Source organism: Okibacterium endophyticum (assembly GCF_054780075.1).
Window position 1 is genome coordinate 57,176 of the sequence record NZ_BAAGXA010000010.1, and the last position, 14,220, is coordinate 71,395.

General features: G+C 64.4%; 20 protein-coding genes. All 20 read left to right on the forward strand.

Translation table 11 applies throughout. The features are described from left to right. The 20 genes from rplX to ACYVF5_RS13585 all read left to right on the forward strand — a co-directional run bounded on the left by rplX (position 1) and on the right by ACYVF5_RS13585 (position 14,218). Positions 1–360, forward strand: coding sequence for a 50S ribosomal protein L24 (gene rplX / locus ACYVF5_RS13490; RefSeq protein WP_460947257.1), 360 nt, complete (start codon positions 1–3; stop codon positions 358–360). After that, a complete protein-coding gene (rplE, locus tag ACYVF5_RS13495; RefSeq protein WP_460947259.1) occupies positions 360–944 on the forward strand; it encodes a 50S ribosomal protein L5 in 585 nt (194 codons plus the stop codon). The genes rplX and rplE overlap by 1 nt, the downstream gene beginning before the upstream one ends. 240 nt (positions 945–1,184) lie before the next feature. After that, positions 1,185–1,583: a 30S ribosomal protein S8 gene (gene rpsH, locus ACYVF5_RS13500; RefSeq protein WP_460947261.1), complete on the forward strand. Its 399-nt coding sequence runs from the start codon at positions 1,185–1,187 to the stop codon at positions 1,581–1,583. A 6-nt stretch (positions 1,584–1,589) separates the two neighbouring features. Continuing rightward, positions 1,590–2,126 (forward strand): 50S ribosomal protein L6, encoded by a 537-nt coding sequence (gene rplF, locus ACYVF5_RS13505; RefSeq protein ID WP_460947263.1) that lies wholly within the window; start codon positions 1,590–1,592, stop codon positions 2,124–2,126. A gap of 2 nt (positions 2,127–2,128) precedes the next feature. Then, on the forward strand, positions 2,129–2,488 hold the full coding sequence (gene rplR / locus ACYVF5_RS13510) for a 50S ribosomal protein L18 (RefSeq protein ID WP_460947265.1): 360 nt from the start codon (positions 2,129–2,131) through the stop codon (positions 2,486–2,488). Between the two features lie 47 nt (positions 2,489–2,535). Beyond that, positions 2,536–3,210 (forward strand): 30S ribosomal protein S5, encoded by a 675-nt coding sequence (gene rpsE, locus ACYVF5_RS13515; RefSeq protein ID WP_460947349.1) that lies wholly within the window; start codon positions 2,536–2,538, stop codon positions 3,208–3,210. Continuing rightward, positions 3,210–3,395, forward strand: coding sequence for a 50S ribosomal protein L30 (gene rpmD / locus ACYVF5_RS13520; RefSeq protein ID WP_460947267.1), 186 nt, complete (start codon positions 3,210–3,212; stop codon positions 3,393–3,395). Before rpsE ends, rpmD begins: the two co-directional genes overlap by 1 nt. Continuing rightward, on the forward strand, positions 3,395–4,069 hold the full coding sequence (gene rplO / locus ACYVF5_RS13525; RefSeq protein ID WP_460947269.1) for a 50S ribosomal protein L15: 675 nt from the start codon (positions 3,395–3,397) through the stop codon (positions 4,067–4,069). Before rpmD ends, rplO begins: the two co-directional genes overlap by 1 nt. Before the next feature lie 160 nt (positions 4,070–4,229). Further along, positions 4,230–5,552 (forward strand): preprotein translocase subunit SecY, encoded by a 1,323-nt coding sequence (gene secY, locus ACYVF5_RS13530; RefSeq protein WP_460947271.1) that lies wholly within the window; start codon positions 4,230–4,232, stop codon positions 5,550–5,552. Further along, complete coding sequence (locus ACYVF5_RS13535; RefSeq protein ID WP_460947273.1) at positions 5,549–6,151, forward strand: adenylate kinase; 603 nt, start codon at positions 5,549–5,551, stop codon at positions 6,149–6,151. The genes secY and ACYVF5_RS13535 overlap by 4 nt, the downstream gene beginning before the upstream one ends. 4 nt (positions 6,152–6,155) lie before the next feature. Continuing rightward, the gene (gene map, locus ACYVF5_RS13540) at positions 6,156–6,998 is read left to right on the forward strand and encodes a type I methionyl aminopeptidase (protein WP_460947275.1); all 843 of its coding nucleotides are present in this window, start codon (positions 6,156–6,158) and stop codon (positions 6,996–6,998) included. Between the two features lie 32 nt (positions 6,999–7,030). After that, positions 7,031–7,927, forward strand: a complete 897-nt coding sequence (locus ACYVF5_RS13545; protein WP_460947277.1) for an aminodeoxychorismate lyase — start codon at positions 7,031–7,033, stop codon at positions 7,925–7,927. Between the two features lie 61 nt (positions 7,928–7,988). Next, positions 7,989–9,656, forward strand: a complete 1,668-nt coding sequence (ptsP, locus tag ACYVF5_RS13550; RefSeq protein WP_460947279.1) for a phosphoenolpyruvate--protein phosphotransferase — start codon at positions 7,989–7,991, stop codon at positions 9,654–9,656. Positions 9,657–9,822: 166 nt separating this feature from the next. After that, positions 9,823–10,044 (forward strand): translation initiation factor IF-1, encoded by a 222-nt coding sequence (gene infA, locus ACYVF5_RS13555; protein ID WP_460947281.1) that lies wholly within the window; start codon positions 9,823–9,825, stop codon positions 10,042–10,044. Between the two features lie 86 nt (positions 10,045–10,130). Further along, the gene (gene rpmJ / locus ACYVF5_RS13560) at positions 10,131–10,247 is read left to right on the forward strand and encodes a 50S ribosomal protein L36 (RefSeq protein ID WP_460947283.1); all 117 of its coding nucleotides are present in this window, start codon (positions 10,131–10,133) and stop codon (positions 10,245–10,247) included. A gap of 193 nt (positions 10,248–10,440) precedes the next feature. Then, the gene (rpsM, locus tag ACYVF5_RS13565; RefSeq protein WP_460947285.1) at positions 10,441–10,815 is read left to right on the forward strand and encodes a 30S ribosomal protein S13; all 375 of its coding nucleotides are present in this window, start codon (positions 10,441–10,443) and stop codon (positions 10,813–10,815) included. 38 nt (positions 10,816–10,853) lie between these two features. Continuing rightward, positions 10,854–11,252, forward strand: a complete 399-nt coding sequence (gene rpsK / locus ACYVF5_RS13570) for a 30S ribosomal protein S11 (RefSeq protein ID WP_460947287.1) — start codon at positions 10,854–10,856, stop codon at positions 11,250–11,252. A gap of 265 nt (positions 11,253–11,517) precedes the next feature. Continuing rightward, positions 11,518–12,513 carry a DNA-directed RNA polymerase subunit alpha gene (locus ACYVF5_RS13575; RefSeq protein WP_460947289.1) on the forward strand — a complete coding sequence of 332 codons (996 nt, stop codon included), beginning with the start codon at positions 11,518–11,520 and terminating at the stop codon, positions 12,511–12,513. A 36-nt stretch (positions 12,514–12,549) separates the two neighbouring features. Continuing rightward, the gene (gene rplQ / locus ACYVF5_RS13580) at positions 12,550–13,113 is read left to right on the forward strand and encodes a 50S ribosomal protein L17 (protein WP_460947291.1); all 564 of its coding nucleotides are present in this window, start codon (positions 12,550–12,552) and stop codon (positions 13,111–13,113) included. Between the two features lie 67 nt (positions 13,114–13,180). Beyond that, the gene (locus ACYVF5_RS13585) at positions 13,181–14,218 is read left to right on the forward strand and encodes a GNAT family N-acetyltransferase (RefSeq protein ID WP_460947293.1); all 1,038 of its coding nucleotides are present in this window, start codon (positions 13,181–13,183) and stop codon (positions 14,216–14,218) included. Positions 14,219–14,220 lie beyond the last annotated feature (2 nt).

A 14,220-nucleotide genomic window follows, 5' to 3' on the forward strand; every position in this document is an offset into this window, starting at 1 on the left:
ATGGCAAAGATCAAGAAGGGCGACCTGGTTCAGGTCATCTCGGGCCCCTCACAGGCCCGCGGTGGTTACCGCGGCAAGCAGGGGCGCGTGATCGAGGTCCTCGTCGAGAGGAACCGTGTCATCGTCGAGGGGGTCAACTACGTCACCAAGCACGTGCGCCAGGGCCAGACCCAGCGCGGCACGAAGACCGGTGGCATCGAGACCCACGAGGCGTCGATCCACATCTCGAACGTCGCACTCGTCGACCCCGAGACCAAGAAGCCGACCCGAGTGGGTCACCGCACCGAGAACGTGACGAAAGACGGCGTCAGCAAGACGGTCCGTGTTCGCTACGCCAAGAGCTCAGGTAAGGACCTGTAATGACCGACACCACTGCTGCGACGGCTGGCAAGATCCAGCCTCGCCTGAAGCAGAAGTACAAGAGCGAGATCTCAGAGAACCTGAAGAGCGAACTCGGCTTCACCAATGTGCACCAGATTCCGACGCTCACCAAGATCGTTGTGAACATGGGTGTCGGTGAAGCGGCTCGTGACAGCAAGGTGATCGACGGTGCGGTCGCAGACCTGACCCAGATCACCGGTCAGAAGCCGCAGGTCACCAAGGCGCGCAAGTCGATCGCGCAGTTCAAGCTGCGTGAAGGGCAGCCGATCGGCGCCCACGTCACTCTGCGCGGTGACCGCATGTGGGAGTTCCTCGACCGACTGCTGTCGCTTGCGCTGCCTCGCATCCGCGACTTCCGCGGCCTCTCGCCGAAGCAGTTCGACGGAAACGGAAACTACACGTTCGGTCTCACCGAGCAGGCGGTTTTCCACGAGATCAACCAAGACAAGATCGACCGCGTCCGCGGTATGGACATCACGGTCGTGACCACAGCGAAGACCGACGAAGAGGGTCGCGCGCTGCTCAGGCAGCTCGGATTCCCTTTCCAGGCGGAAAATGCCTAATATAGGGAGTTCGGTTCCAGAGCAAGGGCGCCCCGCGCCCGCGCCGAAGGGCCCTTTCCAGGCAGAAAACGCCTCAGGTAGAGAGTTCGGTTTCTTCAGCCGTCGCCTGGCGATTGCGCTGAAGGGGCCGTCTTCGGACTGATTCCAGTCTTTATGGGGACGCGCAACCGCCCGTCCCAACCACCACAGGTCGTCATTCGTGTAACGGATGCCGAAACCTGGTGACCAAAGGAACATCACATGACAATGACAGATCCGGTCGCAGACATGCTGACCAGACTGCGCAACGCGAACTCGGCGCACCACGACACCGTGTCGATGCCGCACTCGAAGCTCAAGTCGCACATCGCCGACATCCTCACGAGCGAGGGCTACATCGCCGGGTGGGAAGTCTCAGACGCACGCGTCGGACAGACCCTCACGCTCAACCTCAAGTTCGGTCCGAACCGCGAACGCTCCATTGTGGGCATCAAGCGCGTGTCGAAGCCCGGCCTTCGCGTCTATGCGAAGAGCAACGAACTGCCCAAGGTTCTCGGCGGCCTCGGCGTCGCCATCCTGTCCACCTCCTCAGGTCTTCTCACAGACCGCCAGGCCGAGAAGAAGGGCGTAGGCGGCGAAGTCCTCGCCTACGTGTGGTAGCCAAGAATGTCGCGTATTGGAAGACTTCCCATCGAGATCCCCGCGGGGGTCAGCGTAAACGTCGACGGCAGTGCCGTTGCCGTCAAGGGACCGAAGGGTGAGCTCGCTCTCACCGTTGCGAACCCGATCGAGGTCACGGTCGAAGACGGACAGGTGCTCGTTACCCGTCCAGACGACGAGCGCGAGTCGCGCTCGCTCCACGGCCTGACCCGCACACTCATCGCCAACCAGATCATCGGCGTCACTCAGGGCTACACAAAGGGCCTCGAAGTCGTCGGCACCGGATACCGCGTGCAGCAGAAGGGCAACTCCATCGAGTTCGCCCTCGGTTTCTCTCACCCCGTCACGGTCGAGCCGCCCGCCGGCATCACCTTCACGGTCGAGGGCAACAACAAGCTGACCGTGTCTGGAATCGACAAGCAAGCCGTCGGCGAGGTTGCCGCCAACATTCGCAAGATCCGCAAGCCTGAGCCGTATAAGGGCAAGGGTGTGCGGTACGCCGGCGAGGTTGTTCGCCGCAAGGCCGGAAAGGCTGGTAAGTAACCATGGCCGTAAAGTCAAAGTCGGCTGCCCGTGACCGTCGTCACGCGCGCCTCCGCAAGAAGATCGAGGGAACGGCCGCTCGGCCGCGTCTCGTTGTGACCCGTTCCGCCCGCCACGTTTTTGTGCAGGTCGTTGATGACGCCAAGGGGTTCACCCTTGCGTCGGCATCGACCCTCGAAACGGACCTGCGTTCGTTCGACGGCGACAAGACCGCGAAGGCCAAGAAGGTCGGCGAGCTTGTCGCAGAGCGCGCCAAGACCGCAGGCATCGAAGAAGTTGTATTTGACCGTGGCGGCAACCGTTACGCCGGGCGCGTCGCGGCTGTTGCCGATGGGGCTCGAGAGGGTGGATTGAACCTGTGAGCGAAGAAACCAAGGAGCAGGGCGTGACCGCTGCCGAAGACCAGACCGTGGCTGAGAAGCCGGTCGAAACCGCTGCCGGCTCAGAGCCGCGCACCGGTCGTGACGCGCGCGACGGTCGTCGTGGCGGTCGTGACCGCAACCAGGGTGGCCGTGACCGCGGTGGCCGTGACGCCGACAAGAGCCAGTTCCTGGAGCGCGTCGTCACCATCAACCGTGTGTCGAAGGTCGTGAAGGGCGGACGTCGGTTCAGCTTCACCGCACTCGTCGTCGTCGGTGACGGCAACGGCATGGTCGGTGTCGGCTACGGCAAGGCCCGCGAAGTTCCGCTCGCGATCTCGAAGGGCGTCGAAGAGGCGAAGAAGAACTTCTTCCGCGTTCCGCGCGTCGGCTCGACGATTCCCCACCCCGTGCAGGGTGAGGCCGCGGCCGGTGTTGTGCTGCTGCGTCCGGCAGCCGCCGGTACCGGTGTCATCGCGGGTGGCCCGGTGCGTGCCGTGCTCGAGTGCGCAGGCATCCACGACGTGCTGAGCAAGTCGCTCGGTTCGTCGAACACGATCAACATCGTGCATGCGACGGTTGAAGCACTTCAGATGCTGGAAGAGCCCCGTGCCGTTGCCGCTCGTCGCGGCAAGGAGTACGACGAGATCGCCCCGGCCAAGCTTCTGCAGGTCGAAGCACAGGCCGCCGCGAAAGCTGCGGCGAGCGCAAAGGTAGGTGCCTGATGGCCGCACGTCTCAAGGTCACGCAGATCAAGTCCAAAATTAGTGAGAAGCAGTACCAGCGCGACACGTTGCGCAGCCTGGGACTCAAGCGCATCGGCGATGTGGTCGTCCGTGAGGACAACTCGCAGAACCGTGGCTACGTCAACACTGTTGCTCACCTCGTAAAGGTTGAGGAGATCGACTAATGGCTGACGAGAAGAAAGACGTCACCGAGGAGACCGCCACGGCTCCGAAGAAACCGGCCGCCAAAAAAGCGGACACGCCGAAGGCAGGCACCGCGAAGGCTCCTGCTGCCGCGTCGAAGCCTGCCGCGAAGAAGGCGGACGCCGCGAAGGCCTCCGCAGACACCGCTCCGGCCGGGAAGAAGCCTGCCGCAAAGCGTCCCGCTGCCAAGAAGGCCGCTGAAGAGGTCGCCCCCCGCGCCCAGGTTCTGAAGGTGCACCACCTGCGCCCGGCAGAAGGCTCGAAGAAGGCCAGGACCCGCGTGGGTCGTGGTGAGGGTTCGAAGGGCAAGACGGCGGGCCGTGGCACCAAGGGAACGAAGGCCCGCTACCAGGTGAAGCCCGGCTTCCAGGGCGGCCAGCTTCCGCTGCACATGCGCACACCGAAACTGCGGGGGTTCAAGAACCCGTTCCGTGTCGAGTACCAGGTTGTGAACCTCGAGAAGCTTGCCGAGCTGTACCCGGCAGGCGGAGACGTCACGATCTCTGACCTCGTCGCCAAGGGCGCCGTTCGCAAGAACGAGCCGGTCAAGGTGCTGGGGAACGGCGATATCGCCGTGAAGCTCAACGTCTCTGTCGACAAAGTGTCTGGCTCGGCGGAGGAGAAAATCCTCGCCGCAGGCGGCTCGGTAAAGTAGTAGGACGTCGCACCGGTTCGACTTCACACACGATTGAGTGAAAACCGATTGTTCGATAGGCCCAGTAATCGAGTAGATTCGATTGCTGGGCCTCTCGATTCTCGGGCCCGTTACCGGCAAGACGAGCAGCACCCGTTCGCTCGAAACCAGGAGGCCGTTTTTGTTTAGCGCCGTAGCGCGGATCTTCCGCACACCAGATCTTCGTCGGAAGATCGGCTTCACTCTGGGCATCATTGCCATCTATCGGCTCGGATCCTTTGTTCCGGCGCCGTTCGTCGACTTCGGCAACGTGCAGTCCTGTCTCGAGCAGAACCAGGGAACATCCGGGCTCTACGAGCTCGTGAACCTGTTCTCGGGCGGCGCGCTCCTGCAGCTGTCCATCTTCGCGCTCGGGATCATGCCGTACATCACGGCCTCGATCATCACACAGCTGCTCCGAGTGGTGATCCCGCACTTCGAGACCCTGCACAAAGAGGGCCAGGCGGGTCAGAGCAAGCTGACGCAGTACACCCGTTACCTGACGATCTTCCTCGGTGTGCTTCAGTCCACCACCCTCATCACCGTTGCCAGGAGCGGCGCGCTCTTCGGCACGAACGCGAGCGCGGAGTGCAGCCAGCTGCTGACGAACGACGCCTGGTATGCGGTGCTGCTTATGGTGATCACCATGACGGCGGGCACCGGGCTCATCATGTGGATGGGTGAGCTCATCACCGAGCGCGGCATCGGCAACGGCATGTCGCTGCTCATCTTCATCTCGATCGCCGCGACGTTCCCATCGTCTGTCTGGGCGATCGGACAGGCACGCGGTTTCGAGCTGATGCTCCTCGTGATCGCGCTCGGCCTCGTCATCATGATGGCTGTCGTCTTCGTCGAGCAGTCACAGCGTCGCATTCCCGTGCAGTACGCAAAGCGTATGGTCGGCAGACGAACGTTCGGCGGCAACAACACCTACATCCCGATCAAGGTGAACATGGCGGGGGTGATCCCCGTGATCTTCGCGTCGTCGCTGCTGTACCTGCCCGCTCTCATCGCGCAGTTCAACCAGCCTGCAGCGGGTGAAGAGCCCGCTGCCTGGGTGGTCTGGATCACCACGTACCTCACGAGCGGGGACCACCCGCTGTACATGCTCGTCTACTTCCTTCTCATCGTCGGTTTCACCTACTTCTATGTCGCCATCACCTTCAACCCGGAAGAGGTCGCGGACAACATGAAGAAGTACGGCGGGTTCATCCCGGGCATCCGCGCCGGGCGTCCGACGGCCGAGTACCTGGACTATGTGCTCACGAGGATCACCCTTCCCGGTTCGCTGTACCTCGGTATCGTCGCCCTCATCCCGCTCGTCGCCCTTGCGACGGTCGACGCGAACCAGAACTTCCCGTTCGGCGGCGCATCGATCCTCATCATCGTGGGTGTCGGGCTCGAGACCGTGAAACAGATCGACTCTCAGCTTCAGCAACGGCACTACGAGGGACTCCTGCGATGACGGCAGGGCACGGCACACGCCTGCTCATCGTCGGCCCGCCAGGAGCGGGCAAGGGCACCCAGGCAGCCGTCTTGGCCGACTGGCTCGGAATCCCGGCGATCTCGACCGGTGACATCTTTCGGGAGAACATCGCCGCACAGACCGAACTCGGCAAGCAGGTGGACGAGATCGTCTCCAGCGGTGGATATGTGCCGGATTCCCTGACGAACGAGATCGTGCGTGAACGGCTGAAGCAGCACGACGCCACACACGGGTTCCTGCTCGACGGGTATCCGCGAACAACCGAGCAGGTCGCGGAGCTCGACAGGATACTCGGCGAAGACGGCACGGCGATCGACGCGGTGATCCAGCTCGTCGCCGATCCCGACGACGTCGTCGCACGCCTGTTGAAGCGCGCAGCAGAGCAGGGGAGGGTCGACGACACCGAAGAGGTGATCCGGCACCGACAGGATGTCTATCTCGAGCAGACCGAACCGGTGATCGCCCTGTATCGCGAACGCGGTCTGGTGATCGAGGTGAACGGACTCGGCACTGTGGACGAGGTGAGCCGACGCATTCGTGACGCACTCGTCACCACGGGAATCGACCGCCGGGTGTGACGTGATGTTGCGAAAGTCGATCTACAAGAGCCCATCGGCGTTGCGCCTGATGGTGGCACCCGGACTCGCCACTGCTGCGTCCCTCGCCGCCGCGCGCGACGCGATAGCCGTCGGCGCAACCACACTCGAGATCGACCGGGCGGCAGAGGCCGCGATCGTCGCCAGGGGAGGAGCCTCGAACTTCAAGCTGGAACCCGGTTACAGGCATACCATCTGCGCGTCGGTGAATGACGACGTCGTCCACGGCATCCCGAGCGACAGGCGCCTCGAGCCCGGGGATATCGTCTCTGTCGACAGCGGTGCGATCATCGGCGGCTGGAACGGGGACGCCGCAGTGACGGTCGTGCTGCCCGATCCGTCTCGGCCGGAGCTCGTCGCCGAGCGGCGTCGGCTCTCTGAGGTCACCGAGGGCTCGATGTGGGCGGGAATCGCACGGCTGGCCAGAGCGCGCCACCTCAATGAGGTCGGTGAGGCCGTTCAGGGCCACGTTGAGGACGCCGGTGCGCGTTCGGGGCACCGTTACGGCATCCTGACCGACTATGTCGGTCACGGCATCGGACGATCGATGCACGAGGCCCCTCCTGTTTTCAACTTCCGTGTGAGGCAGAAGGGTCCCGACGTCAAGCCAGGTCTCGTTGTGGCGATCGAGCCCATGGTGGTGCTCGGTGACACCGACACGTATGTGCGCGACGACGGCTGGACGGTTGCGACGAGCGACTCACAGGCCGCCGCTCACTGGGAGCACAGCGTGGCCGTGCACAAGGACGGCCTCTGGGTGCTCACAGCCGAAGACGGAGGAGCGGCGGGGCTTGCTCCGTTCGGAGTCACACCGGCACCGATCGCGTAGCAGGCGTTGTGCCCGCGCCGTACAGTCGAGACATGAGCATCGTGTACCTGATCGACCCGCTGGCGGCACATCGGCATGTGAGCCGCGACGAGATGGAGTCCAGGCTGCGCCGGATCGACCCAGATCAGCCTGCTCTCAGCGTGTTCGACAACGGCCCCGCGCGCGGTGACGGAGTGTTCGAGACCCTGGGGGTGATCGATGGCCGGGCGCGAGGCGTCGAGGCCCACCTCGCCAGGCTCGCGCAGTCCGCGGCGAAACTCGATCTGGACGAGCCGCACCTCGACCAGTGGCGGCACGCCGTCTCTGAAGCCGAGAACGCATTCGCGGCGTCGTCACCGGCAACCGCGCAGGCGAGCATGAGGCTCGTCATCACGAGGGGCGTCGACGGTGCGGGGGCGAACACCTGCTGGCTCACGGTGACGGCTGCCAGAAGCGACTTTCCTGAGCGCCGCACAGGCATCCGCGTGGTCACACTGGACCGGGGGATGCGCAGCGACGTCGCAGAGACGGCACCCTGGCTGCTCACCGGGGCGAAGACGCTGTCCTATGCGGTGAACATGGCCGTGTTGAGGGAGGCCAGGCGTCTGGGGGCGGATGACGCGGTGCTCGTCTCGACGGACGGCTTCGTCTTGGAGGGTCCGACGTCGAGCGTCATCGCCCGGTTCGGGCAGAGACTGGTCACTCCCGGCACGGATCTCGGGATTCTCGCCGGGACCACACAGCGAGCGCTCTTCGGCGTGGCGGCGCGGCTCGGCTATGAGACAGCCTATGAGGCGCTTGCGATCGAGAAGCTGCGCGAAGCGGATGCGATCTGGCTCGTCTCGAGCGTTCGGCTCGCCGCGCCGGTCACGCAGCTGGACGACACCCCCGTCGCGGTCGACAGCGAGCTGACCGCGAGCCTCAATGAGGGGTTGTTGAGGGAGCCGTGAAGCCCCAGCGCTAGTGTGTGAGATGACGCGGCTGCCGCGGCCGGATACGAGGAGGCTCGAGATGGAATTGCACGGTACGGGGATCGGCAACGGTGTTGCCGTCGGCCGGGTGCTCCGGATGCCGGATCCGCTCCCGGAACCGCCGGACGTGCCGAGCAGCCGCACGAGTGACGACGAGTCCGAGCGCGCCCGCTCCGCTCTCTCGAAGGTCGCCGCCGACCTCACCGAGAGGGGGGCCGCGGCGGGTGGCACCGCAGCCGACGTGCTCGAGGCCCAGGCGATGATGGCACAGGACCCGATGCTCGCCGAGCTCGTCTCACAGCGTCTGCAGTCGGGCAGAACCGCAGAGCGCGCCGTGCACGACGCCTTTGCCACGTTTCGTGAGCAGCTTGCGGCGATGGGCGGCTACCTGGCCGAACGGGCGACCGACCTCGACGACGTGTCCCAGCGCGCGGTGGCCGAGCTGATGGGCGTGCCAGCCCCGGGTGTTCCGCGCTCAGAGGAGCCGTTTGTGCTCGTGGCGGGCGACCTCGCTCCGGCCGACACCGCGACACTCGACCTCGATCACGTACGCGCTCTCGTGACGAGGGAGGGCGGTCCGACCTCGCACACGGCGATACTCGCCCGTGAGAATGCGATCGTCGCCGTTGTGGGGGTGGCGGATGCGATGACTCTCGCCGAGGGGGCGCTCGTCGTCGTCGACGCGGCTGCGGGCGCCGTGATCGCGGATCCGTCGGCCGCCCAGGTCGAGGAGGCCACCAGACGCGCCTCCGACCGCCAGAGTGCGGCGGCTGCGCCGGCAACGCCGGGGGCGCTCGCCGACGGCACTGCGATCCCGCTTCTCGCGAATCTGGGATCGTCTGCGTCTGCTCAGGCGGCTGCAGACGCCGGTGCCGAGGGTGTGGGTCTTTTTCGCACGGAGTTCCTGTTCCTAGACGCGGGTGATGAAGCGCCCACGATCGAGCAACAGCGAGAGCACTACGTGCGGCTTCTCGACGCATTCCCCGGAAAGAAGGTCGTTGTGCGTGTGCTCGACGCCGGGGCTGACAAGCCGCTGCCGTTCCTCAGTGACGCGGATGAAGAGAATCCCGCCCTCGGACGCAGGGGACTGAGGGCGCTCAGGGCGAGCGAGGGGATACTTCGCGATCAGCTCACGGCGCTCGCGCAGGCCGGGCAGGCGACGTCGGCGGAGTTGCAGGTCATGGCCCCGATGGTGGCCACTGTCGACGAAACGCGTTACTTCGTGGAGCTGGCCAGAGAGCTGGGAATTCAGACCGCCGGAGTGATGATCGAGATCCCGTCGGCCGCGCTGCTGGCCGACCGTGTGCTCGACGCCTGCGACTTCGCATCCATCGGAACCAATGACCTCACGCAGTACACACTCGCGGCGGACAGGATGCTCGCGTCACTCGCCTCGCTGCAGGACCCATGGCATCCGGCCGTTCTCCGTCTCATCGGCGAGGTGGGCGCCGCAGGGTCGGCGACCGGAAAACCGGTCGGGATCTGCGGTGAGGCCGCCGCGGATCCGCTTCTCGCCGTTGTGCTCGCCGGTCTGGGGGCGACGAGCCTGTCGATGTCGGTGCCCGCCCTGCCAGACGTGCGTGCGTCGCTTCTGCGTTACACGATGGAGGATGCACGTGAGCTCGCGCGTCGCGCGCTCGAGACGGATGGGGCAGAGAATGCGAGGGCAGCCGTTCGCGCGGCAGCGACCGAGATGACGGTCGGCTGACAGCCGGCGCCCGGCGTAGTTGGCTTTTCGGCCAGCATGGCATAAGATTGTCTGTTGGTGCTTTATGCACGCCTTCTGGCGTGCCGCCTGCCGCGTTCATACGTGTCAGAGGGCATCATCATCCAACGCACGACCAGCACGTTCTACTTATTGCGACAGTGAGGCTATGGCCAAAAAAGACGGTGTCATTGAGATCGAGGGCACAGTGGTTGAAGCGCTGCCCAACGCGATGTTTCGCGTTGAGTTGAGCAACGGTCACAAGGTGCTTGCCACCATCAGCGGCAAGATGCGTCAGCACTACATCCGTATCCTCCCCGAGGACCGCGTGATCGTGGAGTTGAGCCCGTATGACCTCACCCGTGGCCGTATCGTCTACCGCTACAAGTAGGACGCGCTGTAAGTAACGGCCGCGAGCGGATGCTCCCCACGGGAACAGGACGCGGCGGCACGAAGACAGCGAACAAAGGAACACACATGAAGGTCAATCCCAGCGTCAAGAGGATCTGCGAACACTGCAAGGTCATCCGCCGCAACGGACGAGTGATGATCATCTGCTCATCGAACCCCCGTCACAAGCAGCGCCAGGGCTAGTCGTTCCGGAGCGCCAGGCGTTCTGGAACACAACTGAAGACACACACAACTGAATACAACAGAAACGGCAGTCTCAGAAGTCTGGGTCTCGGGTCTCGACAGGCTCGGCCACCGATACAGACGGACACCCAGGGGTGGAGGCCCTGGCACCGAAACTGCTCCACACCTCCATTCACTCCTAGGAGAAGCCACTATGGCACGTCTTGCAGGCGTAGACATTCCTCGCGACAAGCGCGTGGAAGTCGCACTGACGTACATCTACGGCGTCGGCCGCACGAGGGCGCTCAAGACCCTCGCCGACACCGACATCAGCGGAGACATCCGCGTGAAGGATCTCAGCGACGACCAGCTGATCGCCCTTCGTGACTACATCGAGGGCAACTACAAGGTCGAGGGTGACCTGCGCCGCGAGGTTGCAGCAGACATCCGCCGCAAGGTTGAAATCGGATCTTACGAGGGCATCCGGCACCGCCGCGGCCTGCCCGTCCGGGGTCAGCGCACCAAGACCAACGCTCGTACGCGTAAGGGTCCGAAGCGCACCGTAGCCGGCAAGAAGAAGGCTCGCTAGGCGTAGCCGCGAGCACCTCGCAGATTTAGGAGATTTCAATGGCAGCACCAAAGGCAGCAGCGCGTAAGCCTCGCCGCAAAGACAAAAAGAACATCGCTGTGGGCCAGGCCCACATCAAGTCGACCTTCAACAACACGATCGTGTCGATCACCGACACCACCGGTGCCGTGATCAGCTGGGCCTCATCGGGAGGCGTCGGCTTCAAGGGCTCGCGCAAGTCGACCCCGTACGCCGCGCAGATGGCTGCGGAGTCCGCAGCACGCCAGGCGCAGGAGCACGGCATGAAGAAGGTGGACGTGTTCGTCAAGGGACCGGGCTCAGGCCGCGAGACGGCGATTCGTTCGCTCCAGGCCGCCGGCCTCGAGGTGGGTTCGATCAACGATGTGACGCCGCAGGCCCACAACGGTTGCCGCCCGCCGAAGCGTCGCCGGGTCTGACGCCCGACGGCGGAGCCGCCGGGTCGTCAGACCCGGCGACGGGTCGAGCAAGCGAGCTCTGCGAGCGCGTCGAGACACCTCCGTCCGAACGGAGAACGTCGGCGTGAGGGAACAACGCAACAGAGTCTGCTCTCACACCGACCCGGCCTCGACGTCAGCCTCCCGCTCCCCGCTCGACCAACGGCATCCACAGCACGTCCACACAACTCAATACCTCGCCAACGCAAGTGTCATATAGCGGACACTTAGCCGAAAGGAATCAATAGTGCTTATTGCACAGCGCCCAACGCTCACCGAAGAGAACGTCTCAGAGTTCCGCAGCAAGTTCGTGATTGAGCCTCTGGAGCCTGGCTTCGGGTACACCCTCGGCAACTCGCTCCGTCGCACGCTGCTCTCATCGATCCCCGGCGCGGCGGTCACGAGCATTCGCATCGACGGCGTGCTGCACGAGTTCAGCACCATCCCGGGTGTGAAAGAAGACGTCACCGAGATCATCTTGAACATCAAGGGCCTCGTGGTGTCGAGCGAGCACGACGAGCCCATCACCGCCTACCTGCGCAAGACCGGAGCAGGACAGGTCACCGCCGCAGACATCTCGGCTCCCGCCGGTGTCGAGGTGCACAACCCGGAGCTCGTCATCGCGACGCTCAACGAGAAGGCGAAGTTCGAACTCGAGCTCACCATCGAACGCGGGCGCGGCTATGTCTCTGCAACGCAGAACCGCAACGAGTTCTCTGAGGCCGGTCAGGTTCCCATCGACTCCATCTACTCGCCGGTGCTCAAGGTCACCTACCGCGTCGAGGCGACTCGCGCGGGAGAGCGCACGGACTTCGACCGTCTGGTCGTCGACGTCGAGACCAAGGCGGCGATCACCCCCCGCGATGCCATCGCCTCTGCGGGAAAGACCCTCGTCGAGCTGTTCGGCCTCGCCCGCGAGCTGAACAACGCGGCAGAGGGCATCGAGATCGGCCCCGCGCCGGTCGACGCCGTGCTGCCGGGCGAGCTCTCGATCCCGATCGAAGACCTCGACCTCTCGGTGCGCTCGTACAACTGCCTCAAGCGTGAGGGCATCAACACGGTGTCTGAACTGGTCGCTCTGAGCGAGACCCAGCTGATGAACATCCGCAACTTCGGCCAGAAGTCGGTTGACGAGGTTCGCGACAAGCTCGTCGAGATGGGTCTTTCGTTGAAGGACTCCGTGCCCGGGTTCGACGGAGCACACTTCTACTCGGGTTACGACGACGAGACCACCCAGGCCTAAGCAGCCTTTCACTTTTGACACTGGAGAACCACAAGAATGCCTAAGCCAACCAAGGGCCCCCGCCTCGGAGGCGGACCAGCACACGAGCGCCTGATGCTCGGAAACCTGGCCGCCGCCCTGTTCACTCACAAGAGCATCAAGACGACCGAGACCAAGGCCAAGCGCCTGCGCCCGGTCGCCGAGCGTCTCATCACGTTCGCGAAGCGCGGCGACCTGCACTCGCGCCGTCGTGTGATGCGCATGATCGGAGACAAGAGCGTTGTGCACGAGCTCTTCACCGAGATCGCACCGCTGGTCGCAGAGCGAGAGGGCGGTTACACCCGCATCACGAAGCTCGGTTACCGCAAGGGCGACAACGCGCCGATGGCGCAGATCGAGCTGGTGCTCGAGCCGGTGACCCCCAAGGTCGCATCGACCAAGCGCACGGCGTCTGCGACACCGGCCGCCGAGCCCGCGGTTGCCGCAGAGCCGGCCGACGCTGAAGCCGTTGAAACCGCTGACGTCGAGAACGCTGACGTCGAGAACGCTGACGCTGAGAACGCTGATGCCGCGGCGACAGAAGAGGCCCCGGCCGACGCCGAGGCCGCTGACGACAAGTAGCCGTTCACAGGCACGATACGAGGCCCTCGCACCAGACGGTGCGGGGGCCTCGTCGTATGCTGGTCGGGTGAATGATCGTGACCCGCTCAGTAGCCGTGTGCCGGCTCCCGCCGTCATCGAGCCACCCTCGCATCCTGAGGTCGCGGTCTGGAGGGCGATCTCGCTCGACGACGTCGACGCGCTGATGCCCGCTCGTCTCGCGATGGACCGTGCTGACCACCCGGAGCACGTCACAGCCAGGCAAGAGATCCTCGACGAGCTCTCGAGCTCACACGTCGACCTGGCCGTCGATTCGATGCTCGCGCTCGGTGCGGATGATCGAGTGCTCGCGTACGGCCTTGTCTCTTTGGAACCCGGACAGGAGACGAGGGTTCAGTCCTCTCTGCTGGGTGGTGTGCATCCGGATGTACGTGGCCGCGGAATCGGGCGGCAATTGATGTCGTGGGAGCGTGAACGGTCTGAGCAGCAGCTGGCCGGTTCGGACAAGACCCTGCCGGGCTGGTCGATCCTTTCGGTCGAAGAGCACAACACGGCAGCCATCTCGCTCGCCGAACAGCAGGGGATGTCCGTCGCCAGGTATTTCACCCAGATGGAACGAGACCTCGCTGAGCCGGTGCCCGAGATCGAGCCGCGAGGCGATGTTCGTATCGTCCCGTTCTCGCCCGGGCTCTCGGAAGCCGCGCGACTCGCGAGGAACGACTCGTTTCGCGATCACTGGGGCAGTCAGTCGACGAACGTCGAGCGCTGGAACAACTTTGCCGGGGGAGAACACTTCAGGAGCGACCTCTCGTGGCTGGCGGTGACGGGGAGGGGCGGAGAAGAGACGGTTGTCGGCTTCGCCCTGACAACCGTCAACGAAGACGATTGGCAGGCCAGAGGGCAGAGATCCGCGTACATCGCCCTCGTCGGGGTCGTGCGGTCGTGGCGCGGGATGCGGATCGCTCCCGCGGTGCTCGCCACGGCACTGACATCCCATCGTGAGGCGGGCCTCGCCGTCTCCATCCTCGACGTCGATTCGGCGAGCCCGACGGGTGCGAACACCCTCTATGAACGAATGGGATTCGTTCCGGGGCACCGCGAGGTGGCCCTCGTCGCTGAATACTGACG